Source organism: Alteribacillus sp. JSM 102045 (genome assembly GCF_041949975.1).
Classification (GTDB): Bacteria; Bacillota; Bacilli; order Bacillales; family Marinococcaceae; genus Alteribacillus.
This window is the reverse complement of record NZ_JBHFQG010000004.1, coordinates 192,794-207,960: the sequence shown is the minus strand read 5'-3', so window position 1 is coordinate 207,960 and position 15,167 is coordinate 192,794. Positions and strand designations below refer to the sequence as shown.

15 protein-coding genes, 2 pseudogenes and 1 riboswitch are annotated in these 15,167 nt (G+C 40.1%); of the genes and pseudogenes, 16 read left to right on the top strand and 1 reads right to left on the bottom strand.

Going from position 1 to position 15,167, the window contains the following annotated elements; translation table 11 throughout:
- Positions 1–433: 433 nt before the first annotated feature.
- Both ACE1TI_RS04895 and ACE1TI_RS04890 read left to right on the top strand, forming a co-directional pair.
- A pseudogene (locus ACE1TI_RS04895) lies at positions 434–659 on the top strand (ABC transporter ATP-binding protein); the annotation flags it as partial.
- A gap of 80 nt (positions 660–739) precedes the next feature.
- Positions 740–877: pseudogene (locus ACE1TI_RS04890) on the top strand (hypothetical protein); the annotation flags it as partial.
- On the opposite strand, the gene ACE1TI_RS04885 reads toward ACE1TI_RS04890, so the two are convergent.
- Complete coding sequence (locus ACE1TI_RS04885; RefSeq protein WP_375006467.1) at positions 816–1,181, bottom strand: HlyC/CorC family transporter associated domain-containing protein; 366 nt, start codon at positions 1,179–1,181, stop codon at positions 816–818. The pseudogene ACE1TI_RS04890 and the gene ACE1TI_RS04885 sit on opposite strands and share 62 nt — an antisense overlap.
- Before the next feature lie 232 nt (positions 1,182–1,413).
- On the opposite strand from ACE1TI_RS04885, the gene ACE1TI_RS04880 reads away from it, so the two are divergent.
- From ACE1TI_RS04880 to ACE1TI_RS04815, 14 genes are all read left to right on the top strand, one after another.
- Entirely contained in the window at positions 1,414–1,587 is a 174-nt protein-coding gene (locus ACE1TI_RS04880) for a hypothetical protein (protein WP_375006455.1), read from the top strand.
- Between the two features lie 399 nt (positions 1,588–1,986).
- A riboswitch (SAM riboswitch) is annotated at positions 1,987–2,106 on the top strand.
- Between the two features lie 282 nt (positions 2,107–2,388).
- Positions 2,389–3,408 carry a methionine ABC transporter ATP-binding protein gene (locus ACE1TI_RS04875; protein ID WP_375006466.1) on the top strand — a complete coding sequence of 340 codons (1,020 nt, stop codon included), beginning with the start codon at positions 2,389–2,391 and terminating at the stop codon, positions 3,406–3,408.
- Positions 3,408–4,088, top strand: a complete 681-nt coding sequence (locus ACE1TI_RS04870; RefSeq protein WP_375006454.1) for a methionine ABC transporter permease — start codon at positions 3,408–3,410, stop codon at positions 4,086–4,088. The genes ACE1TI_RS04875 and ACE1TI_RS04870 overlap by 1 nt, the downstream gene beginning before the upstream one ends.
- 20 nt (positions 4,089–4,108) lie before the next feature.
- Positions 4,109–5,023, top strand: coding sequence for a MetQ/NlpA family ABC transporter substrate-binding protein (locus tag ACE1TI_RS04865; RefSeq protein WP_375006453.1), 915 nt, complete (start codon positions 4,109–4,111; stop codon positions 5,021–5,023).
- A 423-nt stretch (positions 5,024–5,446) separates the two neighbouring features.
- The gene (locus ACE1TI_RS04860; protein ID WP_375006452.1) at positions 5,447–5,833 is read left to right on the top strand and encodes a carboxymuconolactone decarboxylase family protein; all 387 of its coding nucleotides are present in this window, start codon (positions 5,447–5,449) and stop codon (positions 5,831–5,833) included.
- 250 nt (positions 5,834–6,083) lie between these two features.
- Positions 6,084–6,218, top strand: coding sequence for a YuzK family famiily protein (locus ACE1TI_RS04855; protein WP_375006451.1), 135 nt, complete (start codon positions 6,084–6,086; stop codon positions 6,216–6,218).
- A 331-nt stretch (positions 6,219–6,549) separates the two neighbouring features.
- Positions 6,550–7,344, top strand: a complete 795-nt coding sequence (gene sufC, locus ACE1TI_RS04850; protein WP_375006450.1) for a Fe-S cluster assembly ATPase SufC — start codon at positions 6,550–6,552, stop codon at positions 7,342–7,344.
- An 18-nt stretch (positions 7,345–7,362) separates the two neighbouring features.
- Positions 7,363–8,673, top strand: coding sequence for a Fe-S cluster assembly protein SufD (gene sufD, locus ACE1TI_RS04845; RefSeq protein WP_375006449.1), 1,311 nt, complete (start codon positions 7,363–7,365; stop codon positions 8,671–8,673).
- Positions 8,673–9,896 carry a cysteine desulfurase gene (locus tag ACE1TI_RS04840; RefSeq protein ID WP_375006448.1) on the top strand — a complete coding sequence of 408 codons (1,224 nt, stop codon included), beginning with the start codon at positions 8,673–8,675 and terminating at the stop codon, positions 9,894–9,896. The genes sufD and ACE1TI_RS04840 overlap by 1 nt, the downstream gene beginning before the upstream one ends.
- Positions 9,883–10,329 carry a Fe-S cluster assembly sulfur transfer protein SufU gene (sufU, locus tag ACE1TI_RS04835; RefSeq protein WP_375006447.1) on the top strand — a complete coding sequence of 149 codons (447 nt, stop codon included), beginning with the start codon at positions 9,883–9,885 and terminating at the stop codon, positions 10,327–10,329. The genes ACE1TI_RS04840 and sufU overlap by 14 nt, the downstream gene beginning before the upstream one ends.
- A gap of 125 nt (positions 10,330–10,454) precedes the next feature.
- On the top strand, positions 10,455–11,852 hold the full coding sequence (gene sufB, locus ACE1TI_RS04830) for a Fe-S cluster assembly protein SufB (protein WP_375006446.1): 1,398 nt from the start codon (positions 10,455–10,457) through the stop codon (positions 11,850–11,852).
- A gap of 81 nt (positions 11,853–11,933) precedes the next feature.
- Positions 11,934–12,797 carry a DUF72 domain-containing protein gene (locus ACE1TI_RS04825; RefSeq protein ID WP_375006445.1) on the top strand — a complete coding sequence of 288 codons (864 nt, stop codon included), beginning with the start codon at positions 11,934–11,936 and terminating at the stop codon, positions 12,795–12,797.
- 90 nt (positions 12,798–12,887) lie between these two features.
- Positions 12,888–13,712 (top strand): sulfite exporter TauE/SafE family protein, encoded by an 825-nt coding sequence (locus tag ACE1TI_RS04820; protein ID WP_375006444.1) that lies wholly within the window; start codon positions 12,888–12,890, stop codon positions 13,710–13,712.
- Between the two features lie 47 nt (positions 13,713–13,759).
- Entirely contained in the window at positions 13,760–15,163 is a 1,404-nt protein-coding gene (locus ACE1TI_RS04815) for a bifunctional metallophosphatase/5'-nucleotidase (protein WP_375006443.1), read from the top strand.
- The last annotated feature ends 4 nt before the right edge of the window (positions 15,164–15,167 follow it).

Genomic DNA, 15,167 nt, shown 5'->3' with positions numbered 1-15,167 from the left:
ACAATCAAACAAAGGTGATTAAACGAAACGCTTTTGGCTTCAAGCGTTATGATCGTTTAAGGTTACGTGTCTTATTACATCACCAATATAAAATAACGGAATTTCAAGTAGGATAAAGGAGTAGGAGTAAGGCACTCCTACCCCAACATTTGACATAGAACCCTTTTTTTCTTATTTGTATTATATTATACTTAGGAAAACGAAATAAGTGTTCCTCTCTTTAAAAATATTTAAATTTCGAATATAAAGCATAATGAGAAATCTCACACTAATACTTTCCTTTTTCTTTGATTTCCAATGTTTTACAGGTGGGCTTTTATCTCGCTTAGTTATTTAAAAATCGTTATAGTAAGAATACTGTGCACAAAGGTCTGGCAATTAAACAATCCACTTTAAATTCTCATTTAAACGAAAGTCTCCAAGGTATACGAGAGTAGAAGAACGCGGAAATGTAGTATCCGTTGGCGAAAGGCAGCTCATTTCTTTTGCTAGAGCTCTGCTGGCTTACCCGCGTATATTAATTCTATATGAAGCAACAGCTTCCATCGATACAGAAACCGAACAGATCATCCAATCAGCTTTAAAGAAGCTGTTGGAAGGACGAACAGCCATTATGATTGCCCTCTACGATTAAAGAAGCCGATCAAATTATAGTATTAGATTTACGATTGATGTAGGGAAAAACATTGATAAAGTCGCCATCTTTGAAAGCCCTATTGATCTCCTTTCCTACTGGTCTGTGAAAAAGAGAAAAGTGCGGCACACACGGTTGAAAAGCATGAGTGGTCTCAAAGAAAAATCTCTGATTGACGCGATTATAGAGTTAAATCAAAACGGCCATGATGTAAAAACAGTGATTTCGTGCGTTGATAATGATGAAGCCGGAAATCATTTTCATGAGCGCCTGAGTAGATTGTTGAAAAAAGGAGCTTTGGAAGATCAACGGCCGAATCTGCTGGTTGTACTTTAATTGATTTTACTTGATGACCGTCTACCTCTTTTGCGATAAATTGATAATTGTTGTATTCAATCGTAGTGCCTGTTTTTGCTTCTACTTCCTGGGTTAAAAACCAGCCACCAATCGTGTTTAGTTCACTATCAGTGCCAAGCAATTCATTGGTGTCAGAAATAAGGAACTTACCGTTTAATATAACGGTTCCATTATCTAGTTGTTCATACATAGGGTCTTCGTCTATATCAAGTTCATCGTGAATCTTCCCAAATATCTCCTTGATAATATCTTCGACGGTAACCAAAACCGCTGTGCCACCATATTCGTCCACGACAATGGCCAACTATTTAAAAAATAGAAGGAGTTAAAGTGTTATATATAGCAATTACTTTTTTGTGGGGGAGTATCGAATACAACTCGACCTAACTGTTGAGGTATTGTTGAAGGGAAAGTCAGAAAATATGGAAACGAATGTGAACTATGCAATAAGTTTTTGCAAAAGAGGGGGGTTAAACCATCGCAAACACTGCATTGATTTCAACTATTTTCATGGGCGTATTATTGAACAAGGCAGACACCATGAATTAATGAAGAAAGGCGGAGAGTATTACCGGCTTGTACGTGTTCAAATTTAATGTGCTGGATGCAGGATAAAATCTTTCTTTACGGGGATTCTCAAAAGGTTAGTTTGGGGTATGATGGTCGTCCTAGCAACTGGAATATGCGAGAATCCAGCGGGGAAAGCGGCAGTGTGAAGACACCGCAGTGAGCGTTTTTTTGCTCACGAGGAGGCTGAACCGTCGCCCGCGGCAAAGAAGACACTACGAGAACGAGCAAAGAGAGTTGGAGTAGATGTCGCACTTGTGCCCTGAGGGTGAAAGCGAGCATATTCCAGTTTCGTTTGCCGAGAACGGACTTATGGGACAGCTCCTTGGGGATTTAATGATGAATTTCTCTTTCAGCCATTTTCCAGTTGACAAGCGTTGTAACACATGCTATTATTCGTTTTGTCTTCATAAAATTGTATAGTAGGACTCTTATCATGAGCGGTGGAGGGACTGGCCCTTTGAAGCCCGGCAACCAGCCATTAATGTTTTAATAATGGAAAGAGGTGCCAAATCCTGCAAAGTATAAGTTGCTTTGAGAGATGAGAGAAAGGAAATGATCATTATACCTTTCTGTTATCCGGCAGAAAGGTTTTTTATTTTCTGCGTCCAAAAGTATAAATAGAGATAGTTAGATTCTAAGGCAGGATGTTTCTTTATTGTCATACACAGGTTTTTCCAAAAGTAAAGCAGTTGACGAGGGATTCAATGACCTGTATGGTTCAAGGGAATAGGCAATGGTTATCCACGCTTACCAGCCGGATTTTTCTAGGGTATTTTATTGAGTTTTCTGATAAGTTTTATCAGGATTTAAATGAACGAGGGATGAAAATGATAACATTAAATCGTTTATCGAAAATATTTCAATCAAAAAGCGGTAATATAACAGCAGTCGATAATGTGAATCTTTCGATTAATAAAGGAGAAATATTTGGTATTATTGGATACAGCGGCGCTGGTAAAAGTACATTGATCCGTATGCTGAACATGCTTGAGCGTCCCAGCCAGGGTGAAGTTACTGTAGCCGACTGGAATATGTCAAAGCTTTCTGGGCGTTCTTTGAGAAACGCCAGACAGGAAATCAGCATGATATTCCAGCACTTTAATTTACTGTGGTCCAGGACAGTTAAAGAAAATATAGCTTTTCCTTTAGAAATAGCCGGGGTTTCTAAGAATAAAAGAATCGAACGAGTCGAAGAGCTTATTGATTTAGTTGGCTTAAAAGGAAGAGGAGAGGCGTATCCTTCTCAACTGAGCGGCGGTCAAAAACAGCGGGTTGGTATAGCAAGAGCGCTGGCGAATAACCCAAAAGTATTATTATGCGATGAAGCTACTTCCGCTCTTGATCCAAAAACAACTGATTCTATCCTTGATCTTTTAACAGATATAAATAAAAAGCTTGGTTTGACTATTGTACTTATAACACATGAAATGCATGTCATTCGTAAGATTTGTCATCGTGTAGCAGTAATGGATGGCGGAAAGGTAGTGGAACAGGGCCAGGTTCTTGATGTCTTTAGAAACCCTCAGCAAGAGATGACAAAAGAATTTGTAAAACAAGTGACCGAACCTGAAGAAACAATGGAAGCTATAGAAGAATTACTGGATGAAAGAGACACTGGTCCGGTCGTTAAATTGATGTTCCTAGGTGAAGATGCCGAACAGCCAGTAATGACAGAGCTGATTCAAACTTGCGGTGTCAGTGTGAATATACTGCAGGGCAAAGTTTCTAAAACAAGAGAAGGAAGCTATGGAACCTTATTTGTTCAGCTGCAAGGCGAAAAGAATAACCTAGAAAAAGCACTGCTGTTTCTAAAGGAACATCGTATAGAAGCGGAGGTGCTTAACTGATGATAGAGAACCTTCAAGAAAATCTCATTCCAAATGTAAATTGGGAAAATATGTGGGAGGCTACATTGGAAACAGCTTATATGAGTGCTTTGGCTGTAGCTGCTACTTTTATTTTAGGTATTTTTTTAGGCTTAATTCTTTACCTTACAGATAAAGGGAATCTATGGCAGAACAAAGTGGTTCATGCTGGAGCTGCTGCGTTTGTAAATATATTTCGTTCTATTCCATTTATTATACTGATTATATTGCTGGTCCCTTTTACGACTTTTATTGTTGGTACGATGCTGGGGCCAAGCGCTGCGCTGCCGGCGTTAGTTATAGGAGCAGCCCCATTTTATGCTCGTATGGTTGAGATCGGTTTGCGCGAAGTAGACAAAGGAGTAATTGAAGCAGCTCAATCCATGGGAGCCAATCAATGGCACATTATTTTTAAAGTGTTGCTCCCTGAATCAATGCCTGCCCTCATTTCCGGAATAACCGTAACTTCGATTGCATTAGTAAGCTACACCGCTATGGCTGGAGTGATTGGAGCAGGGGGGCTTGGTGATTTAGCTTTCAGAGAAGGTTACCAGCGGAGTAACCCTGATGTAACTTTTGTTGCGACCATCGCTATCCTTATTATCGTCTTTATATTACAGTGGATCGGCGACTGGATTACCCATAGATTAGACAAACGTTAACTTAAAGGAGGAAATGAAAGATGAAACAATGGCTGCAACTATTAGCTGCCCTAACCCTTATTCTTTTACTTGCCGCCTGTGGCGGAGGGGAAGCACCAGGTGAGTCTGATAATAATGGTGAAGATGCTGGAGAGGAAGAAAATACGGAATTAACTGTTGGTGCTTCAAATGTACCTCATGCTGAAATTTTGGAATTTGCTTCGGAAAAGCTTGCTGAAGAAGGCATCGATCTTAATATTGAAACCTTTAATGATTATATTGTCCCGAACCAAGCTCTTGCTGAGGGAGAAATAGACGCTAACTACTTTCAGCATATCCCTTATTTTGAGTCTCAAATCGAAGAAAACGATTATGACTTTGAAAATGCAGGCGGGGTTCATATAGAACCGATTGGTGTTTATTCCCAGGAATATGACAGCCTTGATGATCTTCCAGAAGGCGCTGAAATCATCATGAGCAGTTCTGTAGCGGATCATGGACGAATTCTTATGATGCTTGAAGAAGAAGGGCTTATAACTCTAAAAGAAGGTTCAGGTATTAACGCTACCATTGAAGATATTGAAGAAAACCCAAAAGACCTTAATTTCCGAGATGATGTAGAAGCGGCTACACTTCCTCAGGCCTACCAAAATGGTGAAGGAGATGCTGTGTTAATTAACTCCAACTATGCCCTGGATGCTGGGTTAAGTCCTAGAGAAGACGCTATTGCGATGGAAGACGAAGAGAACAATCCATACGTTAACATTATAGCTGTTCGCAGTGGAGATGAAGAAAAAGAAGAAATTCAGATATTACTGGAAGTTCTTCATTCGGATGAAGTAGCACAATTTATTGAAGAAGAATACGACGGAGCTGTCGTTCCTGCAACAGGAGAAGGTGCTGAAATACCAGAAGAGGAACCAGCGGAAGAACAAGAAGAAAATGACGAAGAGTAATAAATGAAGGGGCTGTCCCATAAGGGTTTTTATACCTTAGGACAGCTCTTTATTTGTATTTTAAACAAAGAAACCGTCTCCTTTCTTTTAGTTTGTTTGGTCACTTACCATTTTATCAAAAGGAGTGGTTTCTTTTTATTTTTTCTGTTTTTTTACCTGCTAAGAAATGAAATGGCAAGTAACAGTTGAAATACACGCAGACTTCAGCGGGAAAAGCAACAGCTAAGATCCCGCAGTGAGCATTCTCTGCTCACGAGGAAGCTGAAGCGTTGCCCGCGGAAAGCGAAGTGTATTCCAATTGAAGTTGCTGAATAAAGAGGAGCATCCTATAAACACTTTTGTACGCAGCCATGATTCCCCTCGATTTATGAATGTTAGTTAAAATATGCCGCATACTAAAAGGTAATAAAGGAGGGAAATGCAATGGATCAAGAACAACAAGACAATCAGCAATCATCAATGATTCAGCAGGCGCTGCAAGAATATAAAGAAGGACTGGGACATTTCACTGAAAAAATTCCGCATATTGCCCGAAAGTACAATGCATTTACCGAGGCATGCTTTGCTAAAGGAGCTCTTTCTCAGAAAGAAAAACAAATGATAGCCCTAGGTGTTAGTGTTTTTTCTCAGGATGAGTATTGTATTATTTATCATACAAAGGGCTGCTTAGATCAGGGATGCTCTGAGAAAGAAATCCTTGAAACGATTGGTGTAACAGCAGCTTTTGGCGGCGGCGCCGCAATGAGTCAGGCAGTAACTTTAGTCCAAGAAGCTATCCAGGAGCTGCAAGGCTCAAATAAAACACATTAACTTCCATTACCTATGTTAAAAAATCTCCAATTAAGGAGAAATGGAGAGAATATTTGCGTAATTTTATCAATGAAAGAATGTGTTGTGGACCATCCTTTCTCAGAGTTAATTGTCAGAAAATATAACAATCATAGCGTTTTGTTTTCAGAAAATTTACTTGCTATAGTTGTATATGTGTTAAAAACACAGAAAGGATGGATTTATTATCCACACACTGATGAACAATCACACGAATGAAATGGAAAAAGCCATGTACCAATCTTACGGCTTCGGGTATGCGGAATACAACCGCAGTCTTGAGAAACGATTAGAAGTAGAAGTTTCAAGAGAATTAGAACACAAAATCAGCTGTCAGATCGCTGCAGAGTTTCAAAACAGATCTTAAAATAATAAGAAAAAGAAAACCTTATAAACTCAAACAGGTTTTCTTTTTCTTTTAAGATGAAATTTAATCTGCTATAATACGAAAAGTGATATTAAAAATAGGGGGGCTGACCTGAAGACGGATGCTTTAGGCAGTTCCCTCTTTTATTATTCTCCCTTTTTCACTATTATTATAGAGAAAATAGGAAAAAATAATGGAAGGGCGTTGATCGAAGAAACGTACTTTTCTTGAAGTCTAATTGGATTTGTTTTAAAATTATAATGAGAATAAATTGAGAATCAGAGGGATCTTTATAGAATCCTTTAATATTAGATGATGGAGGTATTATCACATGGCAGCTTCAACCCTTAAGATCGAGAATCTTCACGTAGAAATTGAAGGTTCTGAAATTATTAAAGACTTTAATTTAGAGATTAATACAGGAGAAATCCATGCAATTATGGGACCGAACGGTACGGGTAAATCAACATTGGCCTCTGCCATTATGGGACATCCAAAATATGAAATCACAAATGGGTCTGTCCACCTCGACGGAGAAGATGTTCTTGAAATGGAAGTGGATGAGCGTGCTAAAGCAGGCATGTTCCTTGCCATGCAGTATCCAAGTGAGATCAGCGGTGTAACAAATGCTGACTTCATGCGTTCTGCTATTAATGCACGACGTGAAGAAGGCGATGAAATCTCTTTGATGAAATTCATTAGAAAAATGGACGATAAAATGGATTCATTGGTAATGGACCAATCCTTTTCTCAACGTTATCTAAATGAAGGATTTTCCGGCGGGGAGAAGAAGCGGAACGAAATCCTGCAGCTTCTAATGCTGGAGCCGAAATTCGCTATTCTCGATGAAATTGACTCTGGTCTAGACATTGATGCTCTAAAAGTAGTTTCCAAAGGTGTAAATGACATGAGAAGCCCTGATTTTGGCTGTTTAATCATTACCCACTATCAGCGCCTGCTTAACTATATTACTCCAGATAAAGTACACGTTATGATGCAGGGACGCATTGTTAAATCTGGTGGAGCAGAGCTCGCACAGCGTTTGGAAGCAGAAGGCTACGACTGGATCAAAGAAGAACTTGGAATCGAAAACGAAAAAGTCGGCGAGCAGCAACAAGAAGCGTAATAGCAGGGAGGTTTTATGATGTCAGTGGATACAAAATGGACATACGATGAAGAATATGTTAAAGAGTACTCCCAAAATCGCGGAGAACCCGAGTGGCTCACTGAGGAGCGTCTTGCTGCTGCCCGTCTGGCGGAAAAGCTCGAGCTTCCAAAGCCCGAAAAAACGAATATTAAAACATGGAATTTTACTGAATTTAAACATGAATCAGGTGAAGCAGAAAATATAAGCAATGTAGATAGTCTTCACGAGGATGTTCAAAAATTAATTGACCAAAGTACAGAAGAGCAAAACCTGATTGTTTTTCGTGATGGTAAACCAGTCTACCGGGCGATCAGCAAACGTTTAGAAGAGCAAGGCGTATTGTTTCTTGATTTAGAAACAGCGGCAAAAGAGCACAGTGATCTGCTGCGCCAATATTTCATGGGAAAAGCAGTTAATGTAGATGAACACAAACTAACTGCTTTGCATGTGGCATTAATCAATGGCGGTACGTTTGTATATGTGCCGAAAAATGTGCAGGTTGAAGCACCTTTGCAAGTTGTTTATTGGCAGGAAGATCCTGAAGTAGCTCTTTTCAACCATGTTATTGTAGCTGCTGAAGACAATAGTGAAGTAACTTATCTCGAGAATTATGTGTCTTTTGATGAAGAGAAATCTTCCGTGGCTAATATTATTTCAGAAGTATATGCCGGAGCTGGTGCTAAAATTTCTTATGGTGGAGTGGATCACTTTGAAAAGGGTGTTACTACCTATGTGAACCGCCGCGGCTATGTGGAAAAGGACGGCCGTATTGATTGGGCACTTGGCCAGATGAACGAAGGAAACACAGTCTCTGACAATACAACTGTACTTGCTGGAGAAGGTTCATACGCTGATTCAAAATCTGTTTCAATTGGCCGCGGAGACCAAAGCCAAAACTTCTGGACCCATATTATCCATCACGGCAAGCATTCAGATGGCCAAATTCTAACTCATGGTGTAATGAAAGATAAAGCTTCTTCCATTTTCAACGGGGTTACAAAGATTGAACATGGAGCAACAAAAGCGAACGGTGAACAAACAGAACGTGTTCTTATGCTTAGCGAAAGAGCACGCGGGGATGCCAATCCAATTCTTTTGATTGACGAAGATGATGTAACAGCCGGTCACGCTGCTTCTGTTGGCCGCATAGACCCTATGCAAATGTTCTATTTGATGAGCCGCGGTCTTTCAAAAACAGAAGCAGAACGTTTAATTATCCATGGCTTCTTAGCACCGGTTGTAAACCAACTTCCAATTCAGGCCGTTAAAGACCGCCTGACTGAAGTTATTGAAAGGAAAGTTTATTAATGGATGTTAAGGAAATACGCAAACAGTTTCCTATATTGCATCAAGAAGTAAATGGACATCCCCTTGTCTATTTAGATAGTGCAGCTACTTCTCAAAAGCCGCTGAAAGTGATTGAGAAGCTTGATGACTACTACCGCCGTTATAATTCTAATGTGCACCGTGGTGTGCATACACTGGGAAGTCTGGCAACAGATGAGTTCGAAGGTGCTAGAGAAAAAGTCCGCTCATTTATTCATGCATCAAGTATGCAGGAAGTGGTGTTCACCAGAGGCACCACTACCGCAATTAATACGGTAGCTTACAGCTACGGCAGAAGCAATCTGCAAGAAGGGGACGAAATCGTTCTCACGCCAATGGAGCATCACAGTAATCTGATTCCATGGCAGCAGACAGCTAAAGCTGCAGGAGCAGAATTAAAATATATTCCTTTACAGGAAGATGGCTCTCTCTCATTAACTGATATAAAAAATACAATCACTACAAACACTAAAATAGTAGCTGTTTCTCATGTATCTAATGTACTGGGGACAATAAATCCGATAAAAGAAATTGCCAAAATCGCTCATGAAAACGATGCTGTGATTGTGGTTGATGGTGCTCAAAGTGCCCCTCACATGAGCGTAGACGTCCAGGAGCTCAACTGTGATTTTTATGCTTTCTCAGGTCACAAAATGGGAGGTCCGACCGGGATTGGTGTTCTGTACGGAAAAAAACATCTGTTAGAGAACATGGAACCGGTAGAATTCGGTGGAGAAATGATTGACTTTGTGGATTTGTATGATTCTACCTGGAAAGAGCTTCCGTGGAAATTTGAGGGCGGAACACCAATCATTGCTGGAGCAATTGGTCTTGGTGCTGCTATTGATTTTCTTGAAGAAGTTGGAATGAACAACATCGAAGCCCATGAAACAAAGCTAGCCGATTATGCTGTAAATAAATTAAAAGAAGTAGATGGCTTTCATATTTATGGACCAGAGAAACGTGCAGGCCTTATTACATTTAATATGGATGACGTTCACCCTCACGATGTAGCTACTGTACTCGATGCAGAAGGTATTGCTGTGCGTGCCGGGCATCATTGTGCCCAGCCTTTAATGAAGTGGCTTAATGTTGCCGCTACAGCCCGAGCAAGCCTTTATCTCTACAACACAACAGAAGATGTTGATGCCCTTACTGAAGGCTTAATAAAAACAAAGGAGTATTTTGGTGATGTCTTTGCATAGTAATCTAGATACTCTATACCGCCAGGTGATAATGGATCATTACAAAAATCCAAGAAACCGGGGAGAGCTTGAAGGCGAGACACTGCATATAAACATGAACAATCCGACATGCGGCGACAGAATCCAATTACAGTTAAAAGTGGAAGATAATAAAATTTCTGACGCTAAGTTTGTTGGAGAAGGATGTTCAATCAGCTTATCTTCCGCCTCAATGATGACAGATGCCGTCAAAGGATGCACAGTAGAAGATGCCCTGGAGATGGCAGAAGCCTTTTCAAATATGATGCAGGGCCAGGAATATGACGACGAAAAATTTGACCTTGGCGATATTGAAGCTCTTCAAGGAGTAACAAAGTTTCCAGCGCGTATTAAGTGTGCTACACTTGCATGGAAGGCCATGGAAAAAGGACTCAATGAAGAGGAAAATGAATAATCTGCAGAAATGTATCACAGCCCCTTTCTTTTTAAAGGAAGGAGGCCCTATAATAAAAGGAGACACCGTTCTTAAAGGACACCTTTAGAACGCTCTCTGTATTTTCCTAAAAGGAGGTCACCCGCATGGCTAAGAAAATGCCGGAAATCGGAGAATACCAATACGGTTTTCATGATAAAGATGTTTCTATTTTCCGTTCTGAACGCGGATTGACAGAAAATGTAGTTCGGGAAATTTCTAGTATTAAAGAAGAGCCGGAATGGATGTTAAACTTCCGTCTTAAGTCGCTTGAGCAATTTTATAAGATGCCGATGCCGCAATGGGGAGGAGATCTCTCCGGGCTTGTTTTTGACGATATCACTTACTATGTAAAACCTTCCGAACGTTCAGAGAAATCATGGGATGAAGTGCCGGAAGAAATTAAGAATACGTTTGATAAGTTAGGAATTCCTGAAGCAGAGCAAAAATATCTTGCCGGTGTTTCAGCTCAGTACGAATCAGAAGTTGTATATCATAATATGCAAGAAGACCTTGAAAAACAAGGGATCGTTTTTAAAGATACAGACGCAGCACTAAAAGAAAACGAAGACATCTTCAGAGAACACTTTGGCAAAGTGATTCCTCCATCTGATAATAAATTCTCTGCGCTTAACTCTGCGGTTTGGTCTGGCGGTTCATTCATTTATGTTCCAAAAGGCGTAAAAACGGATACACCGCTGCAGGCATATTTCCGTATTAACTCAGAGAATATGGGACAGTTTGAGCGTACGCTTATTATTGCTGATGAGGACAGCTCTGTACACTATGTTGAAGGCTGTACGGCACCCGTATATTCTACTGACTCTCTTCATAGTGCTGTGGTGGAGATAATCGTTAAGAAAAACGCATATTGCCGTTACACCACTATTCAGAACTGGGCACCTAACATTTATAACCTTGTTACGAAGCGTGCAGTAGCTGATGAAGGCGCAACAATGGAATGGGTAGACGGTAACATTGGTTCTAAGCTGACAATGAAATACCCTTCCGTTATTATGCGAGGACCGGGTGCAAAAGGAACCATACTTTCTATTGCAATTGCTGGAAAAGGCCAGCACCAGGATGCAGGAGCAAAAGTAATGCACCTTGCACCAAACTGTTCCTCCACTATTGTATCTAAATCTATTTCAAAACATGGCGGTAAGGTTACGTACCGGGGAATTTCTCACTTTGGCCGTAAAGCTGAAGGCTCTTACTCCAAAGTGGAATGCGACACCTTGATCATGGATAATGAATCAACTTCGGATACTATTCCTTACAATGAAATCATGAACAACAACATTACACTTGAACACGAAGCTACCGTCTCTAAAGTTTCTGAGGAGCAGCTCTTCTATTTAATGAGCCGCGGTGTTTCAGAAGAAGAAGCTACAGAAATGATTGTAATGGGCTTTATTGAGCCATTTACAAAAGAACTTCCAATGGAATATGCGGTAGAAATGAACCGTTTGATCCGGTTTGAAATGGAAGGCTCTATCGGTTAATTTTGCAGTAGTTTCAATATCGTTTATCATAAAAGCGAACCCTCAGCTGGGTTCGCTTTTTGCACGTAAAGGAGGAGAGAGATGATTTATGTCGGCTTGACTGGATGGAGAGATCATGACTTGCTTTTTCCTCCGGGAACACGCCAAACGGAAAAGTTAGAAGTATACAGCAGTCATTTTCCTACAGTAGAAGTGGATGCAGCTTTTTATGCAATACAGCCTATAAAAAATTATGAAAAATGGGTAAAACAAACCCCGGAACGCTTTTCTTTTATTGTTAAGGCTTATCAAGGCATGACGGGACATCAAAGAGGAGAAATTCCCTTTGCATCAAATGAGGAAATGTTCGCAGCTTATAAAGATTCTTTAAAACCGGTTACAGAAGCAGGAAAATTGGGTATGATTTTATGTCAGTTTCCTCCCTGGTTTGAGTGTAATAAAGAAAACATAGACTACCTTCGTTATGTGAGAGAGAAGCTGGCAGAATTTCCTTGTGCCTTAGAATTTCGTCATCAGTCTTGGTTCTCAGAAGAATATAAAGAGAAAACATTAGAATTTATGGAAAAAGAAAAATGGATACACAGCATTTGTGACGAACCTCAAGTAGAAGAAGGTTCCGTTCCCATTATTTTAAGACCGACAGATAAGCAGAACACCTTGGTAAGGCTTCATGGCAGAAATAAAGAAGCTTGGAAACGTCCGGTAAAGGGAGATAACTGGAGAAATATTCGATACTTATATGATTATTCCAGAGCAGAAATGGATGAATGGATAAATCATCTTCGGACATTAGAAAAAGAAACAAACAACATTTATTTTATTTTTAATAACAATTCAGGAGGCCATGCTGCTCCTAATGCTAAGAAGTTTTTAGAAGTATCAGGCATTACTTATGAAGGATTGGCACCTCAGCAATTATCGTTGTTTGATGACACAGAATCATAGTAAAATAGGAAGATAGCGAAAAAAACGGATAATAACAAAAAAGATAAATGTTTTGTCCTGTTTTTGTAAACATCGGGAAAGAGGGTTAGTATGGTTTGGGCAGTATTGTTTTTTACGGGGCTTGCAGCAGGAACACTAGGAAGTTTAATGGGCTTAGGCGGAGGAATAATTATCGTTCCTGCTTTAATGTTCTTTAGCGTATTGAGTCCTTTTTTTGCAGATATTACACCGCAGACTGCCGTAGGAACTTCGCTTTTAATTATGATTTTTACTGGTTTATCTTCTACCCTTGCTTACATGAAACAAAAAACAGTCGACTATATGGCCGGGGGTATCTTTTTTATCGGAAGCGGACCAGGGGCGTTATTTGGCGTTTGGTTAAATAAAGATCTTGACGTGGCTCCTTTTCTTATTTTATTTGGCATGTTTGTCGTCATTGTTTCTTTTATCTTGCTTATACGTAATAAATTAAATCCTCTTCCTATTAAAGGAAGAGGTGTTAGACGAACGTATCACACTGAAACCGGCATGGAAATAGAATATGGGTTTACTCCTTTTATAGCTATTGTCATTTCTTTTTGTGTAGGTATGTTTTCGGGACTGTTTGGGATAGGCGGAGGTTCCTTAATGGTACCAGTTATGATTTTATTATTCGGTTTTCCCCCTCATTTAGCAGTAGCTACATCTATGTTTATGGTATTATTATCGGCGTTTGTCAGCTCTATTTCACATATTGCACTGGGTAATGTGGAATGGCTTTATGCGTTTGCCCTGATACCAGGAGCTTGGATTGGAGCGAAAGCAGGTGCAGCAATCAATCGAAGGTTAGAAAGTAATACACTTGTAACGGTGCTTAGAATATTTCTGATTATCATTGGACTACGATTAATGTGGCAAGGTTTTGCCGGGATATAAAATAGAACACAAGAATGAACTTTCACATTAAAAAGGCGGTGCATTCATTGTCTTCATTGATACCTATTTATATTTATCATACGAATGATCTTCACAGCAACTTGCAGCAATGGCCATCAGCTGTTTATTACATAAATGCACGCAGAACCTTCCATAAAAAGAAAAACGAAACAGCACTGTTTTTTGATCTTGGCGATCATGCTGACCGGGTTCACCCTATTACAGAGGCTACACGAGGTAAAGGAAACGTGGATCTTTTAAATGAAGCAGGGATTCACCATGTGACGATCGGAAACAACGAGGGAATCACTCTTTCAAAAAAGGAATTAGAGTCTTTGTATGATAAGGCTCAGTTTAAAGTTCTGCTTGCAAATTTATTTGATCAAAAAGGGAATCGTCGTCCAAGCTGGGCGGAGCCTTTTGATATTATAGAAACTCCAGAAGGCGTGAAAATTGGGCTTATTGGTTTGACGGTGCCTTTTTATCCCTTTTATAAAGAGCTGGGCTGGGATATAAAAGACCCGCTCGAAATCCTTCCTGGATTACTAGAAGAGGTAAAAAAGCAGTCTGATATTGTAGTGTTATTATCCCACCTCGGCTATCCGCAGGATGAAGAGTTAGCGGAACAATTTGATGGGATTGATGTTATTCTTGGCGCTCATACCCATCATCTTTTGAAGACTTCCATTTTAATCAATGATACCCTGGTGGCGCAATGCGGCAAAAACAGTTATTATGTTGGGCAGATAAAGCTGCTGTATGATAAAGAAGCAAAAAAAGTAGTGAAAAAATCAGGAGCAGCAGAAGATGTAAGCCATGAACCTCCTGCATTAGAAACCAAGCAATTGTTAGAACGCTTGGAAGAAAAAGCTAATAAAATTTTAGAAGAACCTATAGCAGTTATACCGGAACCTCTGCCCATTTCATGGACGGCTCCTTCAGCCTTTGCTGATATGCTGGCCGAGGGACTGAAGGATTGGTGCAATGCTGACATTTCCATGCTGAACTCTGGGATATTATTAGGGTCATTAGAATCTGGAAATGTAACTCGCAAAGAACTGCATTATCTCTGTCCTCATCCAATTAATCCTTGTCTCGTTCATGTAAAGGGCTCTGTATTAAAGGAGACGATAGCCGCAGCTTTCACGGAAAAAATGATTCACCTTCCCTTGAAAGGTCTTGGCTTCAGAGGGGAAAAGCTAGGAAGGATGGCATTTGCCGGCATGACGGTAGAAGTTGATGAATCGACAGGCGACGACCCTCGTATTTTAAATATCTCCATACAGGACGAGCCTCTGGACCCAAAGAAAATATATAAACTGGCCACTGTCGATATGTTTACCTTTGGCCCTCTTTATCCAGGATTGTCTCAAAGCAGCAAGAAAAAGTATTTTATGCCTGAGATGATGAGAGACGTGCTCGCAAATATGTTAAAAAAACATTACGCTTGACTAT

What these genes read in the sequence shown, in the direction of transcription:
- ACE1TI_RS04885 (WP_375006467.1), bottom strand. Translation starts at nt 1,181, where the DNA reads ATGTATGAACAACTAGATAATGGAACCGTTATATTAAACGGTAAGTTC.
- ACE1TI_RS04880 (WP_375006455.1), top strand. Translation starts at nt 1,414, where the DNA reads ATGGAAACGAATGTGAACTATGCAATAAGTTTTTGCAAAAGAGGGGGG.
- ACE1TI_RS04875 (WP_375006466.1), top strand. Translation starts at nt 2,389, where the DNA reads ATGATAACATTAAATCGTTTATCGAAAATATTTCAATCAAAAAGCGGT.
- ACE1TI_RS04870 (WP_375006454.1), top strand. Translation starts at nt 3,408, where the DNA reads ATGATAGAGAACCTTCAAGAAAATCTCATTCCAAATGTAAATTGGGAA.
- ACE1TI_RS04865 (WP_375006453.1), top strand. Translation starts at nt 4,109, where the DNA reads ATGAAACAATGGCTGCAACTATTAGCTGCCCTAACCCTTATTCTTTTA.
- ACE1TI_RS04860 (WP_375006452.1), top strand. Translation starts at nt 5,447, where the DNA reads ATGGATCAAGAACAACAAGACAATCAGCAATCATCAATGATTCAGCAG.
- ACE1TI_RS04855 (WP_375006451.1), top strand. Translation starts at nt 6,084, where the DNA reads ATGTACCAATCTTACGGCTTCGGGTATGCGGAATACAACCGCAGTCTT.
- sufC (WP_375006450.1), top strand. Translation starts at nt 6,550, where the DNA reads ATGGCAGCTTCAACCCTTAAGATCGAGAATCTTCACGTAGAAATTGAA.
- sufD (WP_375006449.1), top strand. Translation starts at nt 7,363, where the DNA reads ATGTCAGTGGATACAAAATGGACATACGATGAAGAATATGTTAAAGAG.
- ACE1TI_RS04840 (WP_375006448.1), top strand. Translation starts at nt 8,673, where the DNA reads ATGGATGTTAAGGAAATACGCAAACAGTTTCCTATATTGCATCAAGAA.
- sufU (WP_375006447.1), top strand. Translation starts at nt 9,883, where the DNA reads ATGTCTTTGCATAGTAATCTAGATACTCTATACCGCCAGGTGATAATG.
- sufB (WP_375006446.1), top strand. Translation starts at nt 10,455, where the DNA reads ATGGCTAAGAAAATGCCGGAAATCGGAGAATACCAATACGGTTTTCAT.
- ACE1TI_RS04825 (WP_375006445.1), top strand. Translation starts at nt 11,934, where the DNA reads ATGATTTATGTCGGCTTGACTGGATGGAGAGATCATGACTTGCTTTTT.
- ACE1TI_RS04820 (WP_375006444.1), top strand. Translation starts at nt 12,888, where the DNA reads ATGGTTTGGGCAGTATTGTTTTTTACGGGGCTTGCAGCAGGAACACTA.